The 22,403-nt window shown below is 69.9% G+C and carries 24 protein-coding genes and 1 pseudogene; 10 read left to right on the forward strand and 15 right to left on the reverse strand.

Going from position 1 to position 22,403, the window contains the following annotated elements; all coding sequences use genetic code 11:
- Positions 1–21: 21 nt before the first annotated feature.
- Both ACQPYK_RS39720 and ACQPYK_RS39725 read left to right on the forward strand, forming a co-directional pair.
- Positions 22–276 carry a hypothetical protein gene (locus ACQPYK_RS39720; RefSeq protein WP_433243373.1) on the forward strand — a complete coding sequence of 85 codons (255 nt, stop codon included), beginning with the start codon at positions 22–24 and terminating at the stop codon, positions 274–276.
- A gap of 102 nt (positions 277–378) precedes the next feature.
- A complete protein-coding gene (locus tag ACQPYK_RS39725) occupies positions 379–1,245 on the forward strand; it encodes a glycoside hydrolase family 16 protein (protein WP_433243376.1) in 867 nt (288 codons plus the stop codon).
- 22 nt (positions 1,246–1,267) lie between these two features.
- Here ACQPYK_RS39725 and ACQPYK_RS39730 read toward each other — a convergent pair whose 3' ends face one another.
- The 3 genes from ACQPYK_RS39730 to ACQPYK_RS39740 all read right to left on the reverse strand — a co-directional run bounded on the left by ACQPYK_RS39730 (position 1,268) and on the right by ACQPYK_RS39740 (position 3,182).
- Positions 1,268–1,846 (reverse strand): TetR/AcrR family transcriptional regulator, encoded by a 579-nt coding sequence (locus ACQPYK_RS39730; RefSeq protein WP_433243379.1) that lies wholly within the window; start codon positions 1,844–1,846, stop codon positions 1,268–1,270.
- Between the two features lie 162 nt (positions 1,847–2,008).
- Positions 2,009–2,503 carry a cupin domain-containing protein gene (locus tag ACQPYK_RS39735; RefSeq protein WP_433243382.1) on the reverse strand — a complete coding sequence of 165 codons (495 nt, stop codon included), beginning with the start codon at positions 2,501–2,503 and terminating at the stop codon, positions 2,009–2,011.
- Between the two features lie 70 nt (positions 2,504–2,573).
- Positions 2,574–3,182: a TetR/AcrR family transcriptional regulator gene (locus ACQPYK_RS39740; RefSeq protein ID WP_433243385.1), complete on the reverse strand. Its 609-nt coding sequence runs from the start codon at positions 3,180–3,182 to the stop codon at positions 2,574–2,576.
- 240 nt (positions 3,183–3,422) lie between these two features.
- Between ACQPYK_RS39740 and ACQPYK_RS39745 the strand changes: the two genes are divergently transcribed.
- Positions 3,423–4,226 carry a helix-turn-helix domain-containing protein gene (locus ACQPYK_RS39745; RefSeq protein ID WP_433243388.1) on the forward strand — a complete coding sequence of 268 codons (804 nt, stop codon included), beginning with the start codon at positions 3,423–3,425 and terminating at the stop codon, positions 4,224–4,226.
- A 135-nt stretch (positions 4,227–4,361) separates the two neighbouring features.
- A complete protein-coding gene (locus tag ACQPYK_RS39750) occupies positions 4,362–5,123 on the forward strand; it encodes a hypothetical protein (RefSeq protein ID WP_433243391.1) in 762 nt (253 codons plus the stop codon).
- Positions 5,124–5,373: 250 nt separating this feature from the next.
- Here ACQPYK_RS39750 and ACQPYK_RS39755 read toward each other — a convergent pair whose 3' ends face one another.
- Positions 5,374–6,258, reverse strand: coding sequence for a LysR family transcriptional regulator (locus ACQPYK_RS39755; RefSeq protein WP_433243394.1), 885 nt, complete (start codon positions 6,256–6,258; stop codon positions 5,374–5,376).
- A 145-nt stretch (positions 6,259–6,403) separates the two neighbouring features.
- Here ACQPYK_RS39755 and ACQPYK_RS39760 point away from each other — a divergent pair, with 145 nt between their 5' ends.
- Both ACQPYK_RS39760 and ACQPYK_RS39765 read left to right on the forward strand, forming a co-directional pair.
- On the forward strand, positions 6,404–7,195 hold the full coding sequence (locus ACQPYK_RS39760) for an EamA family transporter (RefSeq protein ID WP_433243397.1): 792 nt from the start codon (positions 6,404–6,406) through the stop codon (positions 7,193–7,195).
- Positions 7,196–7,419: 224 nt separating this feature from the next.
- The gene (locus tag ACQPYK_RS39765; RefSeq protein ID WP_433243400.1) at positions 7,420–8,208 is read left to right on the forward strand and encodes an aminotransferase class IV; all 789 of its coding nucleotides are present in this window, start codon (positions 7,420–7,422) and stop codon (positions 8,206–8,208) included.
- Positions 8,209–8,326: 118 nt separating this feature from the next.
- Here ACQPYK_RS39765 and ACQPYK_RS39770 read toward each other — a convergent pair whose 3' ends face one another.
- Positions 8,327–8,902 (reverse strand): hypothetical protein, encoded by a 576-nt coding sequence (locus ACQPYK_RS39770; RefSeq protein WP_433243403.1) that lies wholly within the window; start codon positions 8,900–8,902, stop codon positions 8,327–8,329.
- A 137-nt stretch (positions 8,903–9,039) separates the two neighbouring features.
- Here ACQPYK_RS39770 and ACQPYK_RS39775 point away from each other — a divergent pair, with 137 nt between their 5' ends.
- Complete coding sequence (locus ACQPYK_RS39775) at positions 9,040–10,170, forward strand: hypothetical protein (RefSeq protein ID WP_433243406.1); 1,131 nt, start codon at positions 9,040–9,042, stop codon at positions 10,168–10,170.
- A 306-nt stretch (positions 10,171–10,476) separates the two neighbouring features.
- Here ACQPYK_RS39775 and ACQPYK_RS39780 read toward each other — a convergent pair whose 3' ends face one another.
- The 7 genes from ACQPYK_RS39780 to ACQPYK_RS39810 form a co-directional block, all read right to left on the reverse strand.
- A complete protein-coding gene (locus tag ACQPYK_RS39780) occupies positions 10,477–11,379 on the reverse strand; it encodes an ABC transporter substrate-binding protein (protein WP_433243409.1) in 903 nt (300 codons plus the stop codon).
- The gene (locus ACQPYK_RS39785; RefSeq protein ID WP_433243412.1) at positions 11,376–12,527 is read right to left on the reverse strand and encodes an LLM class flavin-dependent oxidoreductase; all 1,152 of its coding nucleotides are present in this window, start codon (positions 12,525–12,527) and stop codon (positions 11,376–11,378) included. Before ACQPYK_RS39785 ends, ACQPYK_RS39780 begins: the two co-directional genes overlap by 4 nt.
- Positions 12,517–13,530 (reverse strand): LLM class flavin-dependent oxidoreductase, encoded by a 1,014-nt coding sequence (locus ACQPYK_RS39790; protein WP_433243415.1) that lies wholly within the window; start codon positions 13,528–13,530, stop codon positions 12,517–12,519. The genes ACQPYK_RS39785 and ACQPYK_RS39790 overlap by 11 nt, the downstream gene beginning before the upstream one ends.
- The gene (locus ACQPYK_RS39795) at positions 13,530–14,624 is read right to left on the reverse strand and encodes an ABC transporter substrate-binding protein (RefSeq protein ID WP_433243417.1); all 1,095 of its coding nucleotides are present in this window, start codon (positions 14,622–14,624) and stop codon (positions 13,530–13,532) included. Before ACQPYK_RS39795 ends, ACQPYK_RS39790 begins: the two co-directional genes overlap by 1 nt.
- A 175-nt stretch (positions 14,625–14,799) precedes the next feature.
- Entirely contained in the window at positions 14,800–15,513 is a 714-nt protein-coding gene (locus tag ACQPYK_RS39800) for an ABC transporter ATP-binding protein (protein ID WP_433243420.1), read from the reverse strand.
- Positions 15,510–16,550 carry an ABC transporter permease subunit gene (locus tag ACQPYK_RS39805; RefSeq protein WP_433243423.1) on the reverse strand — a complete coding sequence of 347 codons (1,041 nt, stop codon included), beginning with the start codon at positions 16,548–16,550 and terminating at the stop codon, positions 15,510–15,512. Before ACQPYK_RS39805 ends, ACQPYK_RS39800 begins: the two co-directional genes overlap by 4 nt.
- Positions 16,547–17,587, reverse strand: a complete 1,041-nt coding sequence (locus ACQPYK_RS39810; protein ID WP_433243426.1) for an NrtA/SsuA/CpmA family ABC transporter substrate-binding protein — start codon at positions 17,585–17,587, stop codon at positions 16,547–16,549. The genes ACQPYK_RS39805 and ACQPYK_RS39810 overlap by 4 nt, the downstream gene beginning before the upstream one ends.
- Positions 17,588–18,239: 652 nt before the next feature.
- On the opposite strand from ACQPYK_RS39810, the gene ACQPYK_RS39815 reads away from it, so the two are divergent.
- Together ACQPYK_RS39815 and ACQPYK_RS39820 are read left to right on the forward strand one after the other, a co-directional pair.
- Positions 18,240–18,818, forward strand: coding sequence for a sugar O-acetyltransferase (locus ACQPYK_RS39815; protein WP_433243429.1), 579 nt, complete (start codon positions 18,240–18,242; stop codon positions 18,816–18,818).
- 259 nt (positions 18,819–19,077) lie between these two features.
- Positions 19,078–19,629: a TetR/AcrR family transcriptional regulator gene (locus ACQPYK_RS39820; protein WP_433243432.1), complete on the forward strand. Its 552-nt coding sequence runs from the start codon at positions 19,078–19,080 to the stop codon at positions 19,627–19,629.
- Between the two features lie 6 nt (positions 19,630–19,635).
- Here the strand turns inward: ACQPYK_RS39820 and ACQPYK_RS39825 are convergent.
- Positions 19,636–19,755: pseudogene (locus ACQPYK_RS39825) on the reverse strand (zinc-binding dehydrogenase); the annotation flags it as partial.
- A 307-nt stretch (positions 19,756–20,062) separates the two neighbouring features.
- Between ACQPYK_RS39825 and ACQPYK_RS39830 the strand changes: the two are divergent.
- Complete coding sequence (locus tag ACQPYK_RS39830; RefSeq protein WP_433243435.1) at positions 20,063–20,347, forward strand: hypothetical protein; 285 nt, start codon at positions 20,063–20,065, stop codon at positions 20,345–20,347.
- Between the two features lie 88 nt (positions 20,348–20,435).
- Here ACQPYK_RS39830 and ACQPYK_RS39835 read toward each other — a convergent pair whose 3' ends face one another.
- Both ACQPYK_RS39835 and ACQPYK_RS39840 read right to left on the reverse strand, forming a co-directional pair.
- Positions 20,436–21,467 (reverse strand): endonuclease/exonuclease/phosphatase family protein, encoded by a 1,032-nt coding sequence (locus tag ACQPYK_RS39835; protein WP_433243438.1) that lies wholly within the window; start codon positions 21,465–21,467, stop codon positions 20,436–20,438.
- 159 nt (positions 21,468–21,626) lie between these two features.
- Positions 21,627–22,277 (reverse strand): DUF433 domain-containing protein, encoded by a 651-nt coding sequence (locus tag ACQPYK_RS39840; RefSeq protein ID WP_433243441.1) that lies wholly within the window; start codon positions 22,275–22,277, stop codon positions 21,627–21,629.
- Positions 22,278–22,403: the final 126 nt, after the last annotated feature.

Consider the following 22,403-nt stretch of genomic DNA (forward strand, 5'->3'; position numbering starts at 1 on the left):
GCGGCGCTGAAGCCGCTGCTGGTGGACGTGGCGCTGCCGCTCGGCGCCTACTACTACCTACTGCACCAGGCCCTGGGCCTCGGCGTGGCGACCTCCCTGGCGTTGAGCGGTGTCGTCCCCGCCGTCCGCACGATCGTCTCGGTCGTCGGGAACAGGGTCTTCAACGGGCTGGCGACGCCGATGCCGCTGATCAACATGGCTGGCATCGCGACCGGAAATGATCGCGGGGCCTGGATGGACGACCGGCCTTCTCGCGTGGCGTACAGGCGGCTGTGAAGGACCGCGGGAGCCGTTTCCTCTCGACATTGATGACCACTAAGCTGACGACACGACCAAGATCATGAAGGTCGCGCCGATCGCATATGAAACGGACATGACGTGAACGAACAGCAAGCCCGTCGGCGACGCGCGCTCTTCACGGGCGCCGCGGCGCTCGCCCTCACAGCCGCCATGAGCGCCACGAGCACCGCGGACGCCGCAGGCCCGATAACGTCAAAGCCGATCTTACAGCGGACGCTCGTCAGCGCGGCCAGCGACGAGTTCACCGGCACCGGCCTCGACGCCGCCAAGTGGCGGACAGGCCTTTGGTACGCCAAGTCGGGTGTGGGGGCGTTCAATCCCTCGAACGTGAGCGTGGCCGACGGCAACCTGCTGCTCACCGCGAAGAAGGAGAGCTACAACGGCTCCCCGTACACGTTCGGGGCCGTCGAGTCGAAGTTCGACGTGCCCGGTGACAGCTATGTGGAGGTGCGCGCCAAGGTCCTCGACTCTCGCGCGAACGTGCTCAGTGCCATCTGGCTGCAGTCCTCACCGCTGTCGGTGGAGCACAACCCCAACCCTGAGATCGACATCCATGAGACGTTCAGCTACAGCCGGATTGTGTCCACCCTGCACAGGTGGGTCTGGCCGTACTCGGCGGAGAACCACCACGTCGACGGCGACAAGCGTTTCGACTTCGGAGTCGCCGACACCAGTACCGGTTACCACGTGTACGGCCTGGAACGCAGGAACGGCAGGCTGCGCTTCTTCGCCGACGGCAAGCTCGCCTGGGACGTGGTCCCGCCGGACCCGGCGTACGTCGACATGGCGCGGCACATGGTGTTGAGCCTGGAAGGTCACCTCGGCCAGCCGAACGACGCCTATCTGCCGTCGGCGTTCCTGATCGACTACGTCCGGACCTACCGCTACTCCGCGTTCAAAGTCAGCCGGACACCCACGCCCACACCGTCAGCGGCGTCGCACTGACCGCGGCGAACACGAAGGCGACCTATCCGGCGGATGAGGAGGGCCAGCGCTCCAGCAGGATGTGGAGGGCGTCGATCGCCCGTTCCCAGGACGCCTGCACGTCGCGGGGATGGCCGAACCCGCCGCTGGCCTCGATGCTGATGTAGCCGTGGAACGCGCTGCGCAGCAGGCGTCCCGCGTCGGTCAGGTCCGGCTCGACCAGCCCGTAGGCGCGCAGCATCGCGTAGGTGAGCTCGACGTTGCGGTGGTAGGCCGCGGACCCGGCGAGGATCTCGGGATCGAGCTGGATCTGGGTCGCCGCGTAGCGGCCGGGATGCTCCTTCGCGAAATCCCGGTAGGCGTGGGCGAACGCGGCCATGGCGTCCTTGCCGGCCCGGCCCGCCACCGCCTCGCCGATGCGGTCGGCGAGCTCGCCCGCGGCGAGCAGCGCCACCCGCGCCCGCAGGTCCGACACGTTCTTGACGTGGGAGTACAGGCTGGCGTCCTTGACTCCGAAGCCCCGCGCCAGCGCGGACACCGTGACCTTGTCGAACCCGATCTCGTCGGCCAGATCCGCCGCCGCCCTCGTCACCCGGTCGGTCGTCAGTCCCGCACGAGCCATACACCACCTCCACGACCACACTTCCTAGGCACCCTAGGTATATGCCTAATCTACAGGTGGTAGCCGGCCAGGACCTCCTGGGTCTCGGCGTACGGCCCGCTCCGGACATCTACCCGCCACCGCGTCGCACATCATTTTCGTACGGCCTCACGAGGCCGGCGGTCACCCCCGGGTCTGCTTCCACTTCGGGCTGTCCACGAAGTGGTTGTCGTAGAGCTCCTGGGAGTCGAGGAGCTCCTCAAGGGTCGCCTCGCCCTTCTGCAGCCGCGCCAGCAGCCGGAAGTAGTCGAAACGCTCGATCCCGGGAGTGACGACGATCAGCAGGTCGGCCTCGGAGCCGGGAGCGGCGCCGAAGGCGTGCGCGACGTTCGGGGGGACGACGGCCATGTCTCCCTCGTCGAGAGTGAGGACCTCCTCCCCGGCGAGCACCTGCAGCCTGCCGCCGAGGACGTAGAACAGCTCGCTGGCCGAGGTGTGATGGTGCGGCGTGGCTCCGTCGGCACCCTCTCCGAGGGTCATGCGGACGCTGCTCAGCGCGCCGCCGGTGGAGCTGGAGTCGAGGAGGAGCCGTCCCGTGGCCGGCGGCCCCAGCACGACCTCGGCGTCCACGGAGCGGATGACGGCGGTCTGGGGGCTCTGCGGGGTGATCAGTGACATGGTCGTCCTTGTCTCGGTTCTGGGTCTCGGTTCTCGGCGCCGGCGAGCGCGGCGGCCACCAGGGTCGGTCTCAGTTTTCGGCGCCGGCGAGCGCGGCGGCCACCAGGGTTTCGGCGTAGGCGCGGTTCACCGGGGATCCGGTGATCAGCACGCGGTAGTAGAGGGCTCCGGCGAGCTGGTCGAGGAGCACACCGGGGTCGAGCTCCGGGCGGAGCGCGCCGCGCCGGCGCGCCCGTTCGATCAGGTCGAGCGCGAGGGCGTTGCGCCGGGTGAAGAGGAGGCGTCCCATCTGCCCGATGTCGTCGTGGCGCGCCGCGGCGGCGACCAGCTCGGCCACGACGCCCGCCGACGGGTCGTCGTGCCCGGGCGGCCTTCCGGCGGACCGCATGCGGTTGAGCGCGTCGGCGATCTTCTCCATGTAGTCGGTCAGATCCCGCCGGATGTCGCCGGTGTCGGTGATGGCGTCGTCGCTCTGCAGCCTGGCTATCACCGCGATGGCCAGATGATCCTTGGTCGGCCAGCGACGGTAGAGCGTGGTCTTGGCGACCCCCGCCCGCTCGGCCACCTCCTCGGTGGACAGCCCGCCATAACCGCGCTCCAGGAGCATGTCGGTGGCCGCCCTCAGGACGCGCTCGTCGACCTCGGTGTCGCGGGGCCGTCCTCGTCTGACGTCAGCCATGGGAACCTCGTTTCCGCTACCTGGGTAGCGAAAATGAGATTACTCGTCACTCATGGATTTACGCAACCCATGTTTCGTAATCCTTCGGCACGACCCGATGCCGTCCTTCCGCCCCCGTCCGAGCCTCGCTCGGCGGCCTTCGACGCGCTTTCCATGGCGTGTCGGGCCGGGGACACATCACGACACGCATTACGTGGACAGTAATGGTTTGACCAAACTTTGCCGGTTATCGTGTAATTTGTGACCACGACCAGCGCGGCCCGGCCAGTCGGCGAACTTCTGCGCCAGTGGCGGGAGCGCAGGCGGATGAGCCAGATGGACCTCGCCATCCAGGCCGACATCTCCACCCGACATCTGAGTTTCGTGGAGACCGGCCGGTCCAAGCCGAGCCGGGACATGATCCTGCGCCTCGCCGAGGAGCTGGACATTCCCCTTCGTGAGCGCAACCATCTGCTGCTTTCCGGTGGATTCGCGCCGGTTTACGCTGAGACGCCGCTCAACTCGCCGCAGATGGCGTCGGTCAGGGAAGCGATCGGACAGGTGCTGAGCGGGCACGAGCCGCATCCGGCGGTGGTCGTGGACCAGTGCTGGAACCTGGTGGATCGCAACGCCGCCACCGGTGTGCTGCTGCGCGGCGTCGCACCGGAGCTGCTCGTCCCGCCGGTCAACGTGCTCCGGCTGAGCCTGCATCCCAAGGGGATGGCCCAGCGGATCATCAACCTGGGCGAGTGGCGCGCCCACCTGCTGCACCGGCTGCGCCGCCAGATCAGCCTCACCGCCGCCCCCAGCCTGACCGAGCTCTGGCGCGAGCTCGACGACTACCCCTGTGACCAACCGGAACCCGAAATAGAACGACTGGGGCACAGTGACATAGTGATCCCCCTGCGCCTGCGCCGCGGCTACCGGGAGCTCGTCTTCTTCAGCACGATGACCACCTTCGGCACCCCGCTGGACATCACCGTCGCCGAACTGGCCATCGAGGCCTATTTCCCGGCGAACCCCGAGACCGCCGCCTACCTGCAGCACCAGCATCACCCGGACTGACCACACCGGATTCGCCCGGTCCGGAATCAGCCGCCGACAGACCCTCACCGGCACACTGAGACTCCGTCGAGCCGGGGCGCCGGGGCGGTTGATAGCCTGCCGAGATCCCCCTTTCACCTGACTGCGGGGGCGTGTGTGGGGTCGTGGTTCACGACGGAGATCGTGGCGGCGGGAAAGCTCCGGCTGTTCTGCTTCTTCGTCTCCTTCATCGCCACCTTCCTGTTCATCCGGATCAGCGTGCGCCTGATCCGAGCCCAGGTGAGATGGTGGCCGGGAAACGTCGCCCCGGGCGGCATGCACATCCACCACGTCGTGTTCGGCCTGGTCTTCATGTGCGTGGGCGGGATCAGCGGGCTGGCGGTGGTGGACAACACCTCGATCTCGGCCGGGCTTCTCGCCGCGCTCTTCGGCGCCGGAACCTCGCTCGTGCTGGACGAGTTCGCGCTGGTCCTCCATCTCGACGACGTCTACTGGACGCAGCAGGGGCGTCTGTCGGTGGACGCCGTGTTCGTCGCCGCCGCGCTGTGCGGCCTGGCCCTGCTCGGCGCGAGCCCCCTGGAGCTCGGTGACGCGCTCAACCCCGGGGCGAACGGCCAGATCCTGTCCCGCACCGAGATCGCCCTGATCATCGGCACCAACACGCTGCTGTCGCTCATCACCCTGATCAAAGGAAAGATCTGGACCGGCCTGCTCGGGATCTACATCACCCCGCTGGCCCTGATCGGCGCGATCCGGCTGGCCCGTCCCGGCTCACCCTGGGCGCGGCACCGTTACCGGCCGGGCTCCCGGAAGCTGCGCAGGGCCGAGTGGCGGGAGAAGCGGATCCGGGACCCGATCGAGCGGGTCAAGGTCGGCTTCCAGAACTTCGTGGCCGGCCGCCCCTCGATCCGCCGGTGAACACGCCGTCAGCGGCGACATCGTCACGGTCGCTCCCGACACGGGCATCCGACCAGGTGGTGGGGCTGATGCGCGCCAACGCCGTCCGGCGGACATCGGTGGTCGAGAACGATCGGGCCGTCGGCATCGTGAGCATCGGGGACCTGGCCATCGAACGCGACTCCGACTCGGCCCTGGCCGACATCTCCGCCGCGGAGCAGAACAGTCCCCGAACGTCGGGCGACCGGTGTCCGCCTCGGAGCCGTGAGCATCAGTCGACTCCCACGTGGGCCGAGACGAGCTCGCTCACCAGGGCGATCGCCGGCCGCCCCTGCTCACCGGGGCGGGTGAGGGCGAACATGCGACGCCGGACGTCCAGTCCCGGCATCGGCACGAAGACGACCCCGTCGCGCGGTGGGGCGAAGATCGGGACCAGGGCGACCCCGAAGTCGGCGGCGACGATGTCGAGGACCAGTCCCAGGCTGTCGGCCCGATGCGCGACCTTGGCCGTCGCGCACATCCTGCGAACCAGCTCCCCGTCGTCCTCCCCCCGCGAGTTCACCACCCAGGGGGCGTCGGCGAACGCCCGCAGGTCGTCCGGGGAGGTGATGCGGGCGGGTGCGCGCATGGCCGCGGGGACCGCGAGCATGAGCGGGGTCTCGCACATCAACCGCACCGCGCCGCCATCGTCCTGGAAGCGCCTGACCAGGCTGTAGTCGTAGCCGAAGCCCAGGTCCACCTGCCCGTCGGCCAGCAGCTCCACCACCTCGGCCGGCTCGCGCTCCTGCACCTCCAGCAGGAGTCCGGGATGGGAGACGGCGAGCCGCCTGGCGATCGGGAGGATGTCGGCGGAGATGGCGGCGGCGAAGGCCGCGATCTTCAGCACGCCGCTGGGCTCGGTGCCGGTGTCCAACGCCGCGCGGGCCTCCGCCTCGGCGGCGAGGATCCGCTCCGCATGCTCGGCCAGGCGGCGCCCCGCCCAGGTGAGCCGGACCGTACGGCCGGTCCGCTCGGTGAGCGCGGCGCCCACCTCTCTTTCGAGCGCGGCGAGCTGCTGGGAGATCGCCGAGGTGCCGTATCCGGTGGCCGCCGCGACGGCCCGCATGGTGCCCCGCCGGTTCAGCTCGACCAGGGTGCGGAGCAGGCGAGTTTCCATAGTCCATTATTAGCGGATGTTCTGTCCGCCATCTCGCGGTGGACGCGGATGGTCGATCGCCTGTGCGATGGACACCGTGACGGTTCACCAGGAAAAATCACGGCCGGTTCTTCAGAACGGTGCGGCGGCTCTCGCGATCGGCTCCATGACCAGCCTGTACACCGGCGTCGCCCTGTCAGTGCCGCTGTTCGCGGTGATCGGACCGGCGGGGACGGTGTGGCTGCGCAACTCCTTCGCCGCGCTCATCTTCCTGGTGATCGCCCGGCCCCGGCTGCGGGGCAGGCCGCTCGGCGACCTCGCGGCGGCGGGCGCGCTGGGCCTGGTGAGCGCGGGAACGGCCCTGTGCACCTTCGAGGCGATCGCCAGAATCCCGCTGGCCACCGAGGTGGCGATCAGCCTTCTCGGGCCGCTGTCCCTCGCGGTGGCGCGAAGGTCGGGCCGGTGGGGTCTGGTCTGGCCATTGCTGGCCCTGGCCGGTGTGCTGCTGCTGACCCAGCCCTGGCAGGGCGCGATCGACGGCCTGGGCGTCGTGTTCGCGTTCGGATCGGGAGCGTCCTGGGCCGGCTACATCCTGCTCACCCAGCGGATCGGGGACCGCTTCCAGGGACTTGGGGGGCTCGCGGTCTCCCTGCCGGTCTCGGCGCTCGCCCTGACGGTCGTCGGCGCGCCGCAGGCCGTGGGCGAGCTGTCCTGGGGCGTGGTCCTGGCGTGCGCGGGCCTGGCGGTGCTGGTGCCGGTCCTGCCGTACGCGCTGGAACTGCTGGCCCTGAGGCGGCTGACGACCGCCGCCTTCGGGACCCTCATGAGCCTGGAACCCGTGGTGGCGCTCATCATGGGCATGGTGTTCCTCGGCCAGGCGGCCGGCCCGACGCAGATGGCGGCGATCGGCCTCGTCACGCTGGCCGCGGTCGGCGCCGCCCGGGAGGGGAAGCGCTGACCTCACACCAGCCTCGGTCGGCGCCGCCCGAGAAGGGAAACGCTGACCTCACACCGGCCGCGCCGGGGGCGAACACTGACCTCACGCCGGACGCGCCGGAGGCGAACACCGACCTCACGCCGGACGCGCCGGAGGCGAACACCGACCTCACGCCGGACGCGCCGGCACCGCGCGGGACGGACGGGTACGGCGGGGCGAGGAAATCGATGACTATGGTAGGGATCATGACCAGTCCGCCCGTCCTACGCATCGAGATCGACGGCCGTACCGCCACCGCCGAGCAGCTGCTGCTGTCCCCCTTCCTCACCTACGGGCACTTCACCGCCATGCAGGTCAGAAGCGGGAAGGTCCGCGGCCTGGATCTCCACCTCGACAGGCTGGACACGGCCACCCGGGAGCTGTTCGACGCCGGCCTGGACCGCGACCGGATCCGCCGCCACATCCGGCACGCGCTCGCCGGCGACGTCACCGACGCGTCGGTCCGGGTCTACGTCTCCCGGGCGGAGGCGGAGGACAGGGTCTCCGCCATGGTCACCGTACGGCCGCCCGCCGAGATGCCGGGCACCCCGCAGAGCCTCCGGTCCGTCCCCTACCAACGGCCGGTCCCGCATATCAAGCACGTCGGGGGCTTCGGGCAGGCCCACCACAGGCTCCTGGCGGGACGCGACGGCTTCGACGAGGTGCTGCTGACCGGTCCCGGCGGGGTGGTGTCCGAGGGCGGGATCACCAACATCGCCTTCTTCGACGGGTCCGCGGTCGTCTGGCCCGACGCGCCCGCCCTGCGGGGGATCACCATGCAGCTGCTCGAACCGAGGCTGCCCGGCGGCGGCCTGCCGACCCGGCGGAGCCCGGTGCGCCTGGCCGACCTGGACTCCTTCGGCGCCGCCTTCGTCACCAACTCCCAGGGAATCGCCCCCGTCGCCCGCATCGACGACCTGTCCTTCCCCGTCGAGGGGGAGCTCATGAAGACGGTCACGCGGATCTACGAGTCCGTCCCCTGGGATCCGATCTGAGCGTTGCGCCGGCCACCGAGGAAAAGCGGGCCGCCTCACCGACGGCCCGCCGCGCGAAATCCTCGCCCCCGTACATCCGCGACGCCGGCGAGCAGCCGCGATCTCGGCGGGGAGGACCTCAGCCGCAGTGCCGGTTGGTCTGATACTCCGACACGCGGGCCTCACTCTCCAGGAATCTCTTCACGCTCTTGCTGACCCTGCCCACGACGCCGGAACCCCTTCCTACCCCCGCCCCCGTTCCGGAAGACCGCATCTCACCGTAGAAGTCGATGCAACTGCCCTTCGCGTATACGTAGACCGGACCCGCGTAGTAGGTGTAGTTCCGGCCGGTCCCGTCCCACTTCCAGTCGTCGGACCCGCTCTTGCTCAGTGCCGCGGTGATGTGGTGGAACGTGCCCTGCGGGTAGGCGGGGCTCGGATACACCACGATGCAATTCTGTCCGGTGGAGTTGCTGTAGTAGACGTCGATGGCACCGACCTCGGCCCCCTGGCTCCGGATCGGCCAGGACTTGACGAGGCCATAGGAGCTTCCGCAGTGGTTCGGCTCCGTAGCGGCGCCCGCTCCCACCGGGGAGAACGCGGTCACTCCGGTGGCGGCCAGCACGGTGGCGCCGGCCAGGGCCGCGGCGCGGTGCGCCCAGATGCGCGCACGGTGTCCGGCCGGGACACGACGGTTCGGGGAAAGGGAGCTCACAGCGGCCTCCAGGAGGATTCGGGAACCTGTGGAGAACACGCTGCGCCCCGGGTGATTGTCCATCAACGATTTCGTTCGTAATCGCGTCCAAATGACGGACAATACATTTTCCGCAGCCGATCAAGGGGGCAAAGCGCATGGGTGGTCCGGGGCGTCCACAGGGAAGCCTTAAGGGCGAGACGGAACAGGCCAACGCGCTGGCGGAATTTCTTCGTGAGCTCACCGGTGGAGTCACCATCCGGCAGCTGGGCGAACGGTACAGGACCGGCAAGACCAGCTGGAGTGAATACCGGTCCGGCGCCAAAGTCATCCCCTTCCATCTGCTGGAACGGATAATCAACGATCACGTACGCGACCCCGACGCCCGCACTGCTCTCCTGGCCAGAGGCAAGCATCTGCACGACGCGGCCGAGACCGCCGGGAAGGGTCTTCGCACCACCCCCGAACCCCGCGTGGCGGAAGGAGAGGCGCAGGTCTCCGGCGCCCCGGGGAAGCCCGTGCGTGCCGCGCCCGGCGAACGGCACCCCGGGCAGGACAGCGAGCAGGACAGCGCGGTCGCCCACATTCCCACCGGTCAGGGAATTGTCCGCGGCGGACCGGCACGACGCGCGGACAATTCGGGAGGCGGTGACGGCAGCGGCGATGAGGTTCACGGCGCCGCAAGCGACGGCGGCGCATCGGGCATCGCTCGCCGGGGCGCGCCCGACGGGCGATGGTCCAGGCGCCGGGTCTTCTTCGTCGTGGCGATATCCGTACTGGTGGCGGCCGGTGGCACCGCGATAACGATCGACCATCGGACCTCACAGGTCACCGCCTCCACCACGGATGTCAACGCCTTCGCCGACAGGACGGACGGTGTCGCAGAGGCCGGCGCCGTGACGGACGCACCGGAGACGAGTGCGCACGCTCTCTCCCGGGAATCCGTTCGACCAGACGGCGAACGCCACCTGTATCGGCTGGCCAAGGACCACGGTGTCGACCGGTGGAGCGGCTCCGGCACTCGCTGGACGAGGATCGGCGGTCCGGTCGGGCGGATCTACGCCGGTGAGGCCGGGCTCTTCGCGACGGCTTCCGGCAACGGGGACATCTTCCGGTATGACGGCATCGGCCATCGTTGGATTCGCATCGGTGACCCCGGCGCCGAGTTCGCGGTCGGCGACCACCTCTACCGCCTCGCCGAAGACCGCGGCACCGTATGGCAATGGAACGGCGCCGACGCCCAGTGGACCGAGATCGGCGGACCGTCGGACGGCCTCGCGGCCGGTTGACGACCCCTGAGTCCCAGCGCCCGGATCATGACCAGAGCCCGGATCACCGTCGAAGACGGCACTGCGCCAGCCTTACCGGCCGAGACGCCGTGGTTTCCGCCCCGGGGTCTCGCGCCGGAGGGAAGGCGACGGTGTGCGCCGATGGCGCCCGCTCGACATCCAGACCGTCCACGGCTTCCTCGACCAGGTCCCCGCCACCCTCTGACGGTCTGCCCCGCACCCCCACCCTCCGTCCGCTCACCCGGAAAGGCTCTTCGAGATGACCGCCGTCGCCGCCCTCCCCGCCGGCTCATCCGCCTGTTCGTGTCACTCGATCAGCTTGGCCAGCTCCGGGTCGACGGCGTCGGCGACGGTGACCTTGCGGTCGATGAGGCCGTTGGCGTGGAAGAGGTCGGCGGCGCGCTGCTGCTCGGCGACGAACTCCTCGGTCACCGGGTTGAGCCCGAAGGGGCGCTTGCGCAGGGCGTTCTCCCAGTGGTCGACGTCGCCGCCGTCGTCGGCCGCGAACAGCTCCGCCGCCTCGCGGTAGTTGTCCTGGATCCAGGCGTCGGACTCCTGGAGGGCGGCGACGATCGCGGCGAGCCGCTCGGGGTGCTCGGCGGCGAAGTCACGCCGGGTGAACCAGAGCGAGCGGTGGCTGAACAGCCCGTCGGTGGCGACCAGCTCCCGGACGGCCCTTTGCGCCTCGACCTTGCTGAGCGACGGGTAGGAGCCGACCCACGCGTCCACCTCGCCGTTGAGGAGCAGGGCTCCCGCGTCGGTGCCGGCGTCCACGGGAACGATGTCCTTCCAGCTCAGACCCGCCTTATCGAGTGCGAACAGCAGCAGCGTGGTCTGCCAGGAGCCGTGCCCGAGCGCCACCCTCCTGCCCTTCAGGTCCTGCGGGGAGGCGATCGGCGAGTCCTCCAGCACGACCAGCCGGCCGTTCTCGTGCCGGGAGCCGGAGACCGCGACGTAGACGATGTCGTGCCCCTTGCCCTGGGCGGTGACCGGCGGGGTGGAACCGGTGCCGATGAAGTCGTAGCCGCCGTCGAACAGGTGGTCGCCGTGGACCGAGGGCAGCCCGTCGGTCGGCGCGGGCCGGTCACCGGCGGGGAGGCTGCGCAGGTCCACCCACTCCACGTCCGGGATGGCGCGCTCCAGGATGCCGCGGTGACGCAGCACCCACAGGGAGTTGTTGTGAGGGAAATACCCGACTCGAATGCTCATGAAGACGTTCCTTCCAAAAGTGGTGAACCAATACGGATGTCGTGGCCGCGCAGCAGCGGAAGCACGTTCTCGCCGACGCGGTAGGCCTCCTCCAGATGCGGCACGCCCGCGAGGACGAAGGCGTCGACGCCGAGGTTGATCAGCTCGTCCAGCCGTTCCGCGACCTGCTCGTAGCTGCCGACCAGTCCGAAGGCCGGACCGCCGCGCAGCAGGTGGAAGCCGCCCCACACGTTGGGCGTGACCTCCAGGTCCCGGTAGCCGTTGATCGCCCCGGTGACGAACGACTGGCTGCGCTGCCAGCCGATGGAGTCGCCCGTGGCGCCGCGGAGCACGGTGGGGTCGATGTTGTCCCAGCCCCGGCGGATCTCGTCCCAGGCCTCCTCCTCGGTCTCCCGGGCGAGCACGTCGATGCGGACGGCGAATTTCGGTGCGCGGTCGCTGTTCGCCCTGACCTGGTCGAACTTCTCGCCCAGCGCGTGGAACGGCTCCAGCCAGGACAGGTAGTAGTCCGCGTGCCGCCCGGCGGCCTCGATGGCCGCCTTGGACGAGCCGGAGAAGTAGATCTCCGGGAACGGCTGCCCGGCCAGTTCCTCCGGCAGCCCCGCGCCCTCGACCCGGTAGAAGCGCCCGTCGAAGTCGAACGGCCCGCCGTTCCAGACGCCCTTGAGCACGTCGAGGAATTCCGAGGTCCGCGCGTAGCGGTCGTCGTGGTCGACCTTGTCACCCCACCAGAGCTGGTCGGGCCCGCCGCCACCGGAGATGATGTTGTAGACGACCCGCCCCCCGGTGGCCCGCTGCAGGCTGGCCGACATGCGCGCGGCCTGCACCGGGTGGAGGAACCCGGGCTGAAAAGCGATCATGAACCGGTAGGTGGTCGTCTCCCTGGCCAGGGTGGCCGCCGCCGCCCACGGGTCGTCGGTGTTGGGGAACGAGGGCAGCAGCCCGCCGACGAACCCGGACAGTTCCGAGGCCCGGGCGACGTCGCCCATGTGCTCGACGTAGCTGTAGTCGTCACGCCGCCCGTCCCGGACGCCGGGAGCCAGGCTGCCCGGCACCACCGGCGCCCACTCCCCCCGGCTGGCGATCCTGCGCCGGAGCGAGGGCTGGTCGCCGTGCGTCCCGATACGCCAGTAGACGTCAACGGACATGGGTCGTCTCCTTCGCGAGCAGCGGCAGCAGCCGCTCACCCAGGCGGTAGGTCTCCTCGATGTACGGCGCGGCCTCCAGGAAGAAGACGCCGACACCCCGGTCGATGTAGTCCCGGATTCCGGCGGCGACGGTCTCGAACGACCCCACCAGCCCCGCCCGGAAGGAACCGGAGCCCGGCCGGAGGGCACCCGCCCACCCGGACGGCGCGAACCCCGGCCACAGCCGGGTGCGCGGGTCCGGGTCCGGCAGGGTCTGCGCCGTCCCTCCGCCCCGCACCCACAGGCGGCGGGCCGCCTCCCACGCCTCGCCGTCGTCGTCCCGCGCGAGGACCGGGAGCCGCAGGCCGTAGGCGACGCCGGGCAGCCGGGCGGCCTCGATGTCGTCCTCGGGATCGAAGACGTGCACGTCGGCGTGGCGGGCGGACAGCTCCAGGGCCTCCTTCGAGGTCCCGGACAGGTGGATTCGGGGGAACGGCCGCCCGGCGAGCGGCGACTGGAACCCGCCCGCGAGCACCTGGTAGAAACGCCCCTCGTAGGTGTAGCCCTCCTCGGACCAGACGCCCTTGGCCACGGTGAGGAACTCCTCGGCCCGCGCATAGCGGTCCGCCCCCTCCAGGAAGTCGCCCTGCGCGCGGGCCACCGCCGGATCGAGGTCGACGACGAGCCGCCAGTCGAGGCGGTCGCCGGAGAAGCGCTGCAGGGAGGCGGAGACCTTGGCCGCGTAGACGGGTGTGGCGATGCCGGGGTGGAACCCGGCCACCGCCCGCAGTCGGCGGGACTGCCGCAGCAGTCCCGCCGTGACGACCAGGGACTCCTCCCCCTCGGGGTCGAAGGGGACCAGCGCCCCGTGGAAGGCCGCGATCTCCACGGCCCTGCCGATCTGGGCCAGGTGGTCGAACGGGCCGAAGGCCTGCCGGAGGTCGGTGACGAAACCCGGGAAGTCCGGCCTCGCACCGCGCCCGCCGTCCGCCCGGCCCGGCAGCGTGATCAGGAACTTGGCCATCAGACCGCCGCCCCGTCGAGTTCCGGAGCCGCCGAGGAGCTCCGGTCGCTTCCGCTCGCGAGCCCGGCCGGCGCGGCCCCGGGGAGCGCCTGCGGCAGCTGCGCCAACCGCTCCCGGGCGGCGGCCAGCGGCTCGTGCGCCGCCCAGGCATCGACGTCCACGTCGGCCGCGAGGAACCCGTGGATCAGCAGGAAGTCCTTCTGGACCTTCAGCAGGTCGAGCCGCTCCGGCGAGAGGTCCGGGTGGAGGTCGCGGTGGAAGTCGCCTCGGTAGGCGGTGCTCACGCCCGCGGCGCCGGAACGGGTCTCCGCCGCCAGGATGTCCCGGACCGCCTCCCGGTTGCCGGCCGCCCAGTCGGCGGCGCGCAGGGTCTGGGTCAGGAAGCCCACGACCAGGTCCGGATGGTCGGCGAGGAGGTCCTCGTGCACGGTGATCGGCCGCGGGGTGCCGTTGTTGACGCGGGTACGGAGGTCCGGATGGGCGTCCAGGTCCACCGCGACCACGGCGCCGATCTCCCTGGCCTGCTCGGCCGAGCGGGCACCCTTGACGTAGACCGCGTCGACCAGGCCGTCCGCCAGTTCCTGGATTCCCGGCCAGGGCCGGGTCCGGCCGGCTCCGTCCCGCCCGACATCGGAGGTGGGCTGGTCAACCTCGACGAACCTCACGTCGTCGAAGGTGAGCCCGGCCGTCGACAGCGCCCCCTTGACCCCGTGCAGGGCCATCGCCCGGGGGAAGCTCCGCGCCCGCGTCCGCGCCCAGCCGGGCAGCGCGATGCGCGCGCCGCGCAACCCGGCCGCGTCGGTGATCCCCGAGTCCGGGCGGACCAGGATGGACTGCCACTCCTCGATCCAGGTCAGCCCGATCAGCCGGGTCTTCGCCCCCTCCGAGCGCGCGGCCAGCGCGGGAACGTTGCCGCCCTCGCGGAACAGCCCGAGGAGCCCGTGGTCGAAGTGGTGCTCGGCCAGCTCGGGACCGGCCTCCTGCAGGACCCCGACCTCGCCGAACTGCTCGTCGAGCCAGCCCAGGTTGTAGGCCAGACCGCTGGCGGTGGGCACCGGGCAGCGGGTGAACCAGATCTTGTCGATTGCTGACACGTGACTCCTCTGTCGTTCTTGAGAGGTGTTGCGATGCTTCGGAGGTGTTTCGGTGATCGGTGAGCTCGATCGGTGAACTCGGTCGATCGGAGACTTCGGTGATCGGGTGTTTCGGTGATCGGGTGTTTCGGTGATCGGGGGCTTCGGTGATCGGGGGCTTCAGTGATCGGGGGCTTCAGTGGGAGGCGGCGGCGACGCCGAGGTGGGACAGAAAAAGACGCCGGTGGGCGATGAAAGCGGGATCGTTACGGTCGCGGGGGTGCGGCAGGTCGATCGGCTGCTCCACCGCGAAGGAGCCCTCTCGCAGCACCACGACCCGGTCGGCCAGCCGTACGGCCTCGTCCACGTCATGGGTGACCAGCACGACGGCGGGACGGTGCCGTCCGCACAGCTCGGCGACCAGTTCCTGCATCTGCAGCCGGGTCAGCGCGTCGAGCGCGGCGAACGGCTCGTCGAGCAGCAGCAGCTCCGGGTCCCGCACCAGCGCCCTGGCCAGGGCGACCCGCTGGGCCTCCCCACCGGAGAGCGTGGCCGGCCATGCTCCGCCGTACCCTTCGAGACCGACCTCGGCCAGCGCGGCGAGACCCGCCTCACGGGCCGACCGGGGCAGCCCGAGGGTGACGTTGGCGAGCACCCGGCGCGCCTGGACCAGGCGCGGCTCCTGGTAGACGGTCGTACGGCGGCGCGGGGCCAGGACGGTTCCCGCGTCGGGCAGTTCGAGGCCGGCGAGGATCCGCAACAGCGTGGTCTTGCCGGTGCCGCTCGGACCGAGCAGGACGAAGAACTCCCCGCGCCCGATCTCCAGGTCGATCCCGTCCAGGACGGTCTTGGGGCCGAAGGCCTTGCGCAGCCCCCTGATGCTGACGGCGCCGCCGGTGACGGTGCTCATCGTGCCGTCACATGCCCGCGCCACGGCATGGCCAGCCGCTCGACGCCCCGGATGGCCAGGTCGATCGCCAGGCCGAGCACCGCGTAGATCAGGATGCACAGGACCATGTAGTCGCTGCGGTAGTACTGCTGAGCCAGGGTGACAAGGTAGCCGATGCCCTCGGTGGCGCCGATCTGCTCGGCCGCGATCAGACCGGTGAGCGAGACCGACAGGCAGATCCGCAGGGCCATGAGGATGTTCGGCAGCGCGGTCGGAATGATCACCCCGAGAGCCAGCCGGGGACCGGTGAGCCCGAACCCCCGCGCGGCTTCTATGATCTTGCGGTCCACACCGCGGACGCCGAGGTAGGAGTAGGCGTACATCGGGCTGGCCGCCGCGACCGCGATCAGGACGACCTTGAACGTCTCCTCGACACCGAACCAGGAGATGAACAGCGGGACCAGCGCCAGGAACGGCACGGCCCGCTTCATCTGCATGGTCGGGTCGACCAGTTCCTCGCCGAGCGCCGACAGTCCCGCGACCACCCCGAGCAGCAGGCCGACGCCGCCGCCGGCCAGGACGCCCAGCCCTGCCCGCTGCCCGGAGGCCAGCAGGTAGTCGCCGAGCTGCCCGGTGGCGATCAGCTCGGCGAGGGCGCCGACGACGGCACCGGGACCGGCGAGCACGTCGGCGGGGACGGCTCCGTTGGCCGTGCCGTACCACCAGGCGGCGAGCAGGATCAGCGGGACCGCGAGCCTGACGGCCGTGGAGACGGCGGGGTGGCGGCGGCGGGAGCCCAGATAGCGGGGCGGTTCGAGGATGGACGCCGCGGCGACCGGCGATCCGGAGGCGAGCGGTGCGGCGGGGATGGACGGTTCGGGGACGGACGGCCCGGGAAACGACGATCCGGGAACCGGCGCCGCGGCGACCGGCGATCCGGGGGCGGACGATCCGGAGGCGAGCGGTTCGGCGGAGGCGAGCGGTTCGGCGGAGGCGAGCGGTTCGGCGGAGGCGAGCGGTTCGGCGGGGGCCGCCTCGACGACCTTTTCGAGCGTCATGCCGCCTGCTTGAGGTCGAAGATGACGTCGTCGGGATTCACCGTGCCGGGCAGCACGCCGTACTTCTGGAAGATCCCGGCCACGTCGGTCACGAACGCGCCGTCGGCGACGGTGGCGAAGCGCGGCACGGCGGCGTACTTCGCCTTGGCGACCTCCTCGGCCAGCCGGGGGCCGGACACTGCGGTCGGCCCCTGGGTGAGGAAGACGTTCTGGAACCTCTCCGGGTTCTGCTTGGCCTCGGTGGTCAGCTCCTGCAGGACCTTGAGGTAGACGCGGACCACCTCGGGATGCTCCTTGAGCAGCTCGACCCGGGCGGCCTGCATGTTGAGGTCCTTGTCCGGCAGGTCCCGGCCGTGCACGATGACCCTCGCCCCCTTGGCCACCGCCTCGGGGTAGGCCCGCACGATCGCCCACCAGGCGTCGACCTTGCCGGTGGCGAAGGCCGAGGCGCCCTGGTCGGGGTTGAGGTAGACCCGCTTGACCTGGTCGGCGGGGATTCCGGCCTCCTGCAGGGCCAGCAGCAGCAGATACTCCCCGCGCCCGCCCTTGTTGACCGCGACCTGCTTGCCGACCAGGTCCTTGACGCTCTTGACCGGGCTGTCCGGCCTGACGACCAGCCCGTCGGTCTGCGGCGCGGCCGGGTCGGTCACCGGGTCGGTGAACGCGAAGATCTTGATGTCCTTGCTGTTGGCGAGGTAGCCCAGGACCGGTGAGATGGCCCCCTCCAGCACGTTGACCGATCCGGAGCGGACCGCGTCGATCGTGGCCGTGAACGATGCGTACGACCCGCCCCACTCCACCGTGGCTCCCACCTCGGCCAGCCGCTTCTCGAGGATTCCCTCCTTCTTCGCCACCGCGAGCGGCCCCGCGTTCCCCGGATCCTTGATCTTGAGTACGGCCCCGCCGCCCTTGCCTCCCGCTGCCGCCGCGGCCGTCGACTTGGCGGCGTCGGCGCCTCCGCAGGCGGCGGTGAGCGCTGCGAGCGAGAGTGCCGCGACCGCGACGGCGACACGCGTCCGTCGACGAGATGTCCACATGATGATTGGCCCCTTACAGATCTGAGAGCGGAGATGCGCGCACGCCTGGGACGGTGCCGGCGTGGCGAGGCATACGAAAGAGAGCGGAGGAGAGGGAGAGGATCGGGAACAGCCGGGAGACGGGTGCGACCCGCGCCGGGTGCACGCCGACGGACGCATCCGCCCCGTTGACCGCGCATTCATGACGCGCAGGCGGCGCGTTCATGACGCGCCGGAAACGCGGGACACGTGCGGAAACGTGGGAGAACGGGAGCGGAGGCTCGGCGCGGTGACGGAGCGCCCTCACGGACAGAGGCTGCTGTCCAGGCGCATGAAGTCGACGACCCGCCGGAGGGTCAGATGGACATGCGGCACATTTCCTATATTTCAGGTAGGTTTAGTCCAAGTCAAGCCCTGATTCGCATACTGACACAAAGGATCTTCCGTACGGCCCGCGTGGCAGGCGCGGAGTCGAGCATGCGCCGCCCGCCCGGCGAGACGCCCCGCAGAGCGCACTCTGGCCCGAGCCTGACACTCCGACCCGAGCCCGATGCCCCGCCCCGGCTCCCGCCCACGTACCGGTCGACGAGCCGGCGCCCGATTCTCGACCGAGACGATCAGGGAAAAGACGGTGTTGCGTACGACCGTACACTTGGAATGTACGATCGTACGCATGGCAGAACTCTTCCCTGGTGACACCCGTACCAACCGGGAGCGCATGCTGGCCGGCGACCTCTACATCGCCGATGACCCGGACCTGGTGGCCGCCGCCAAGCGCGCCGTCCGCCTGGCCAACCGGTACGGCGAGGCCTACGCGGCCGATCCGGAGGCCGCCCGCCCCATCCTCGACGAGCTGATCGGCTCGATCGCGGCGGACGCCCACATCCGGCCGCCCCTGTACGTCGACTACGGCGGCCACATCACCATCGGCTCCGGCACGTTCGTCAACTACGGGCTGACCGCCCTCGACGTCGCCCCCATCACGATCGGCGACGACGTGCAGATCGGCCCGAACGTGCAGCTCCTCACCCCCACCCACCCCATCGACCCGCGACAGCGGCGCGCCAAGCTGGAGGCGGCCAAGCCGATCGTGATCGGCGACAACGTATGGCTCGGCGGCGGCGTGATCGTCCTTCCCGGCGTCACCATCGGTGACAACAGCGTCATCGGCGCGGGATCCGTCGTCACCAAGGACATTCCGGCCGACGTCGTCGCCGTCGGAAACCCGGCGCGGGTGATCCGCCGCATCTAGCCCGCTCCGGCGACCCGCCGCCTCCAGCCCACTCGTGTGCCCACTCGGGCGACCCGCCATCTCCAGCCCGCTCGTGTGCCCGCTCCGACGACCCGCCACCTCCAGCCCACTCATGCACCCGCTCCGACGACCCGCCACCTCCAGCCCACTCATGCACCCGCTCCGACGACCCGCCACCTCCAGCCCGCTCGCGCGGTCCGCCGCACTCGGTTCCGCGTGGTCCGCCACGCGCCGCAATCAGTTCAGGGAGACGACCTCGATGCGCCGGACGCCACCGCCGACTCGCCGCTTCGACCCGGGACGCCGGGACAGGATCATCGACGTCACCCTCGACGTCATCGCCGCCAACGGTGTGGCGGGCACGTCACACCGCAGGATCGCCGAAGCCGCGGACGTCCCGCTGGGGTCGATGACCTACCACTTCAAGGGCATGGACGAGCTGCTCACCCTCGCCTTCACCCGCCTCGCCGATCGCATCGCCGACCGGTTCGACGCCCGGATGGGCGCCGCCACCGACGCCGGCGAGGCCCGCGAGGCGGTCGTCCGCCTCATCACCGAGGACCTGATCGGCTCGCCGCGGGAGGTGGTGCTGACATACGAGCTCTACACGCTCGCCGCCCGCAACCCGGCCCTGCGCGAGGTGACACGGGCTTGGATGGCACGCAGCCGGCGCGCTCTCGAACGGCACTTCGACCCGGCGACCGCCCGATACCTCGACGCCCTCATCGAAGGCCTGGCCATCCACAGTGCTCTTGACCCCACCCCCATGAGCACCGAGGACGTCAGAGCCGCGATCTCCAGGATCACCTGACCCCCTTCATGGGACGGTGATCACGATCTTGCCGCGGAGGTGGCCCTCCTCGCTGAGGCGGTGGGCGTCGGCGGTCTGCTCCAGAGGGAAGGTCGCCCCGATGACCGGCCTGATCCGGCCCGCGACCGCCTGCGCAGCACTCGCCGCCGATGAAGACGGGCCCGTCTCTGTTCACGCACGCCACGACGATAAATATCGGCCGAGACCGCCATTCCCGCTCATGAATGAACTTCACCTGTCGTTTTCAATTACTGGTATGCCACTGGCACGGTGCGTGCCTACAGGCCTTTTTCCGGTGCCCCTCGGCCAGAACCGGACGCAATCGTTTCCGACCGTCCAGCTCTTCGGTGACTACTTCACGGGTGTCATGACTGGGTAGCGCTCAGCGGTAATCGAACTGACCGAGACGGTGCTGGGCGATCTCGATCTCAGTATGAATCCTCATCCGGAGGACCTGGTGCCCAACCCTCGGCGTCAGGTGTTGGAACAGACATTGGTGGAGGTCAAGGCGCGGGTCGCCATCCCAGAGGCGGCGCTCGACCCCGCCCACGGCCAGTTCACCGGCCGGCCGGTGTGGGTGGGACCGACGGCCCGGCGCTTCGCCGAGGACCTCAGCGCCCGCCGCGTACGGCTGCGCCAGGCCACCAGGGCACTCGTCGACGCACTCGAAGACGAGCTCCGCTCCATCCCGCCGAAGGTCCCGCCTTCCGCCGTATGATCCTGACCCATCAGAAGGGGGCGGATACGGCATTCGAGGGTTGGAAGTGGATCAACGGGCCTGGTGCGTAGGCCGCGGTGGGAGAGGGTCAGCGACGTGGGAGGACCAGTTCAGCGAAGATGGCCCGGTGGTCGGTCTCCGGAAGCCGGTGCACGCCGAATGAGCGGACGCCCACGCGCCGGTCGGCCAGGATGTGGTCGATCGTCACGGTGGGGATGTCGAAGCCGTTGAACTGCCGCAGCCGGAACGGCCACGTGGTCGTGAGGCCGTCGCCCGTCACATCGGCGGCGTCCTGGTAGCCCGCGCCCAGCAGGTCGCGAATCCGGGCGTGGTCAAGGGTGGCGTTGAAGTCCCCGGCCAGCACCTGTATGGCACCGCCAGGCCGGGGCAGCGCCGCCAGGCCGTCCGCCCAGCACGGGAGACCCGTCTCGTCACTCGGGGCGCAGGGATGCACGGACACGATGCCGACGGGCCCCGCTCCCGGCAGCTCCACAGTGGCCACCATCTGGCCGAAGCCGTACTTGATGGCCTGCCCCGCCGTGATCGCGTGCCGGGCGTAGACGCCTGACCCACGCGGCCCCTCCAGGGCCAGTTCCGCCTTGTACGGCAGGAGCGTCGCCAGCCCCGCCTTCTGGAGCCCCTCGGCGGCCGATGGCGTCAGCTCCTGGAGGACGAGGACATCGGGGCGGAGCCTCCGTACGAGATCGACGAGAGCCGATGAAGGGACCGCCCCGACCTCCAGGTTGGAGGAGAGGATCCGTAACGCCGGACCTGATGGCATCCGGCCGCCGTCCGGCAGCGCACGCGGGACGACGCACGCCGCCAGTGTCACGGTCACCACCAGGCTCGCGGCCAGCGCGGCCCACCGCCTCGACGCCAGCGCGACGAGCGGGGCGACGGCCGAGGCGAGGGCCACATAGGGCGTGAACGCCACGAGCTGCACCCACCGGAAGTGCACGTCGGCAGGGATCAGCCGGAGCGCCGCCCACACCGCGAACGGCGACACCACCAGCCAGGCGAGCACGCTCACCCGACGCCGCCTCCGGCCCTGCGGGGCGATGGCCGGCTCGGCACTCACCGCTGAGATCGTCGTCACCCGGGTGATCTCCTCGTCATGCATGATCCAATCTTGCTGTACGGATGACGGCTGCGGCGGCCGATCGGACACTTCACGACGCGGCTCGGGACGATAGCCGTACAGCCACGGCATGAACGACGCAGCACGCCTCCTGAAAGCCATCGAGGCAGAGGCGACGTCCAAACGAGCGGAAGGATTAATTCAGGTCCGGCCAGTATTTGGGCGGAGCAGGGGATCGTAACTGTTGACGTAGTCGGCGAAATCGGCGGCATCCAGGGCCGCCGTAGCGGTGACGCTCGGGTAGTAGTCGGAGATCCGTTCCGCCGGAATCCCGTCCCGGAGCAGTGCGGCAACCTCGTCACAGGGGACGCGGGTGCCCTTGATCACGGGAATCCCGCCGCGAACCGCCGGGTCCACCGTCACGTGTGCGCGAGGCTGCAGCAACGCCGGGATGTGCCTGCCGTCACGATAGAACGGCTGCAGGACGTCGATCAGCTCGTGGATGACCACGTTGGCCTTCTTCCGCACCAAGTCGACCGCCTGATCAGGCGCGGGCAGGTAGATGCTGCTGCCGTCGGCGACCAATGTGTAGGACGACAGATGGTCGCTTTCCTTCAGATCATCACGGAGAGTGTCGAGCGCCCGTCTGATCTTCTGCAGTGAGGCGTCGTTACGCAACTTGACGCAGGTCCGCAGCGACACCACGTCGCGGAAGGAGTAGAGGACGGGGCGCGTGCTGGAGATCTCCGGTATCAACACCGCGCCACGACTCACGCCGGCCTTGCGCCAATGTGCGAGCTGGCGCAGTGTGGCGCCCGAGAGCGCCGCAGCCAGTTTCGAGTCATAAGCCATCACCTCACCCCTCCCATGCTCTGTGATCCGCATCCCTGCCCGGTCATCATCGCGAATCTCTGTGCTGGTCAGGCGCTACGCGATCTTGTCCTCCATCGGTTCGGACACCGAGGAGATCCGGTCCAT

It is taken from the genome of Streptosporangium sp. CA-135522, assembly GCF_050949235.1.
Classification (GTDB): domain Bacteria; phylum Actinomycetota; class Actinomycetes; order Streptosporangiales; family Streptosporangiaceae; genus Streptosporangium.

Bases quoted from the DNA above. Each gene is read 5' to 3' on its own strand.
- ACQPYK_RS39730 (WP_433243379.1), bottom strand. From the start codon at position 1,846: ATGGCTCGTGCGGGACTGACGACCGACCGGGTGACGAGGGCGGCGGCG.
- ACQPYK_RS39735 (WP_433243382.1), bottom strand. From the start codon at position 2,503: ATGTCACTGATCACCCCGCAGAGCCCCCAGACCGCCGTCATCCGCTCC.
- ACQPYK_RS39740 (WP_433243385.1), bottom strand. From the start codon at position 3,182: ATGGCTGACGTCAGACGAGGACGGCCCCGCGACACCGAGGTCGACGAG.
- ACQPYK_RS39755 (WP_433243394.1), bottom strand. From the start codon at position 6,258: ATGGAAACTCGCCTGCTCCGCACCCTGGTCGAGCTGAACCGGCGGGGC.
- ACQPYK_RS39760 (WP_433243397.1), top strand. From the start codon at position 6,404: ATGACCAGCCTGTACACCGGCGTCGCCCTGTCAGTGCCGCTGTTCGCG.
- ACQPYK_RS39765 (WP_433243400.1), top strand. From the start codon at position 7,420: ATGACCAGTCCGCCCGTCCTACGCATCGAGATCGACGGCCGTACCGCC.
- ACQPYK_RS39775 (WP_433243406.1), top strand. From the start codon at position 9,040: ATGGGTGGTCCGGGGCGTCCACAGGGAAGCCTTAAGGGCGAGACGGAA.
- ACQPYK_RS39780 (WP_433243409.1), bottom strand. From the start codon at position 11,379: ATGAGCATTCGAGTCGGGTATTTCCCTCACAACAACTCCCTGTGGGTG.
- ACQPYK_RS39785 (WP_433243412.1), bottom strand. From the start codon at position 12,527: ATGTCCGTTGACGTCTACTGGCGTATCGGGACGCACGGCGACCAGCCC.
- ACQPYK_RS39790 (WP_433243415.1), bottom strand. From the start codon at position 13,530: ATGGCCAAGTTCCTGATCACGCTGCCGGGCCGGGCGGACGGCGGGCGC.
- ACQPYK_RS39800 (WP_433243420.1), bottom strand. From the start codon at position 15,513: ATGAGCACCGTCACCGGCGGCGCCGTCAGCATCAGGGGGCTGCGCAAG.
- ACQPYK_RS39805 (WP_433243423.1), bottom strand. From the start codon at position 16,550: ATGACGCTCGAAAAGGTCGTCGAGGCGGCCCCCGCCGAACCGCTCGCC.
- ACQPYK_RS39810 (WP_433243426.1), bottom strand. From the start codon at position 17,587: ATGTGGACATCTCGTCGACGGACGCGTGTCGCCGTCGCGGTCGCGGCA.
- ACQPYK_RS39815 (WP_433243429.1), top strand. From the start codon at position 18,240: ATGGCAGAACTCTTCCCTGGTGACACCCGTACCAACCGGGAGCGCATG.
- ACQPYK_RS39820 (WP_433243432.1), top strand. From the start codon at position 19,078: ATGCGCCGGACGCCACCGCCGACTCGCCGCTTCGACCCGGGACGCCGG.
- ACQPYK_RS39830 (WP_433243435.1), top strand. From the start codon at position 20,063: ATGAATCCTCATCCGGAGGACCTGGTGCCCAACCCTCGGCGTCAGGTG.
- ACQPYK_RS39835 (WP_433243438.1), bottom strand. From the start codon at position 21,467: ATGCATGACGAGGAGATCACCCGGGTGACGACGATCTCAGCGGTGAGT.
- ACQPYK_RS39840 (WP_433243441.1), bottom strand. From the start codon at position 22,277: ATGGCTTATGACTCGAAACTGGCTGCGGCGCTCTCGGGCGCCACACTG.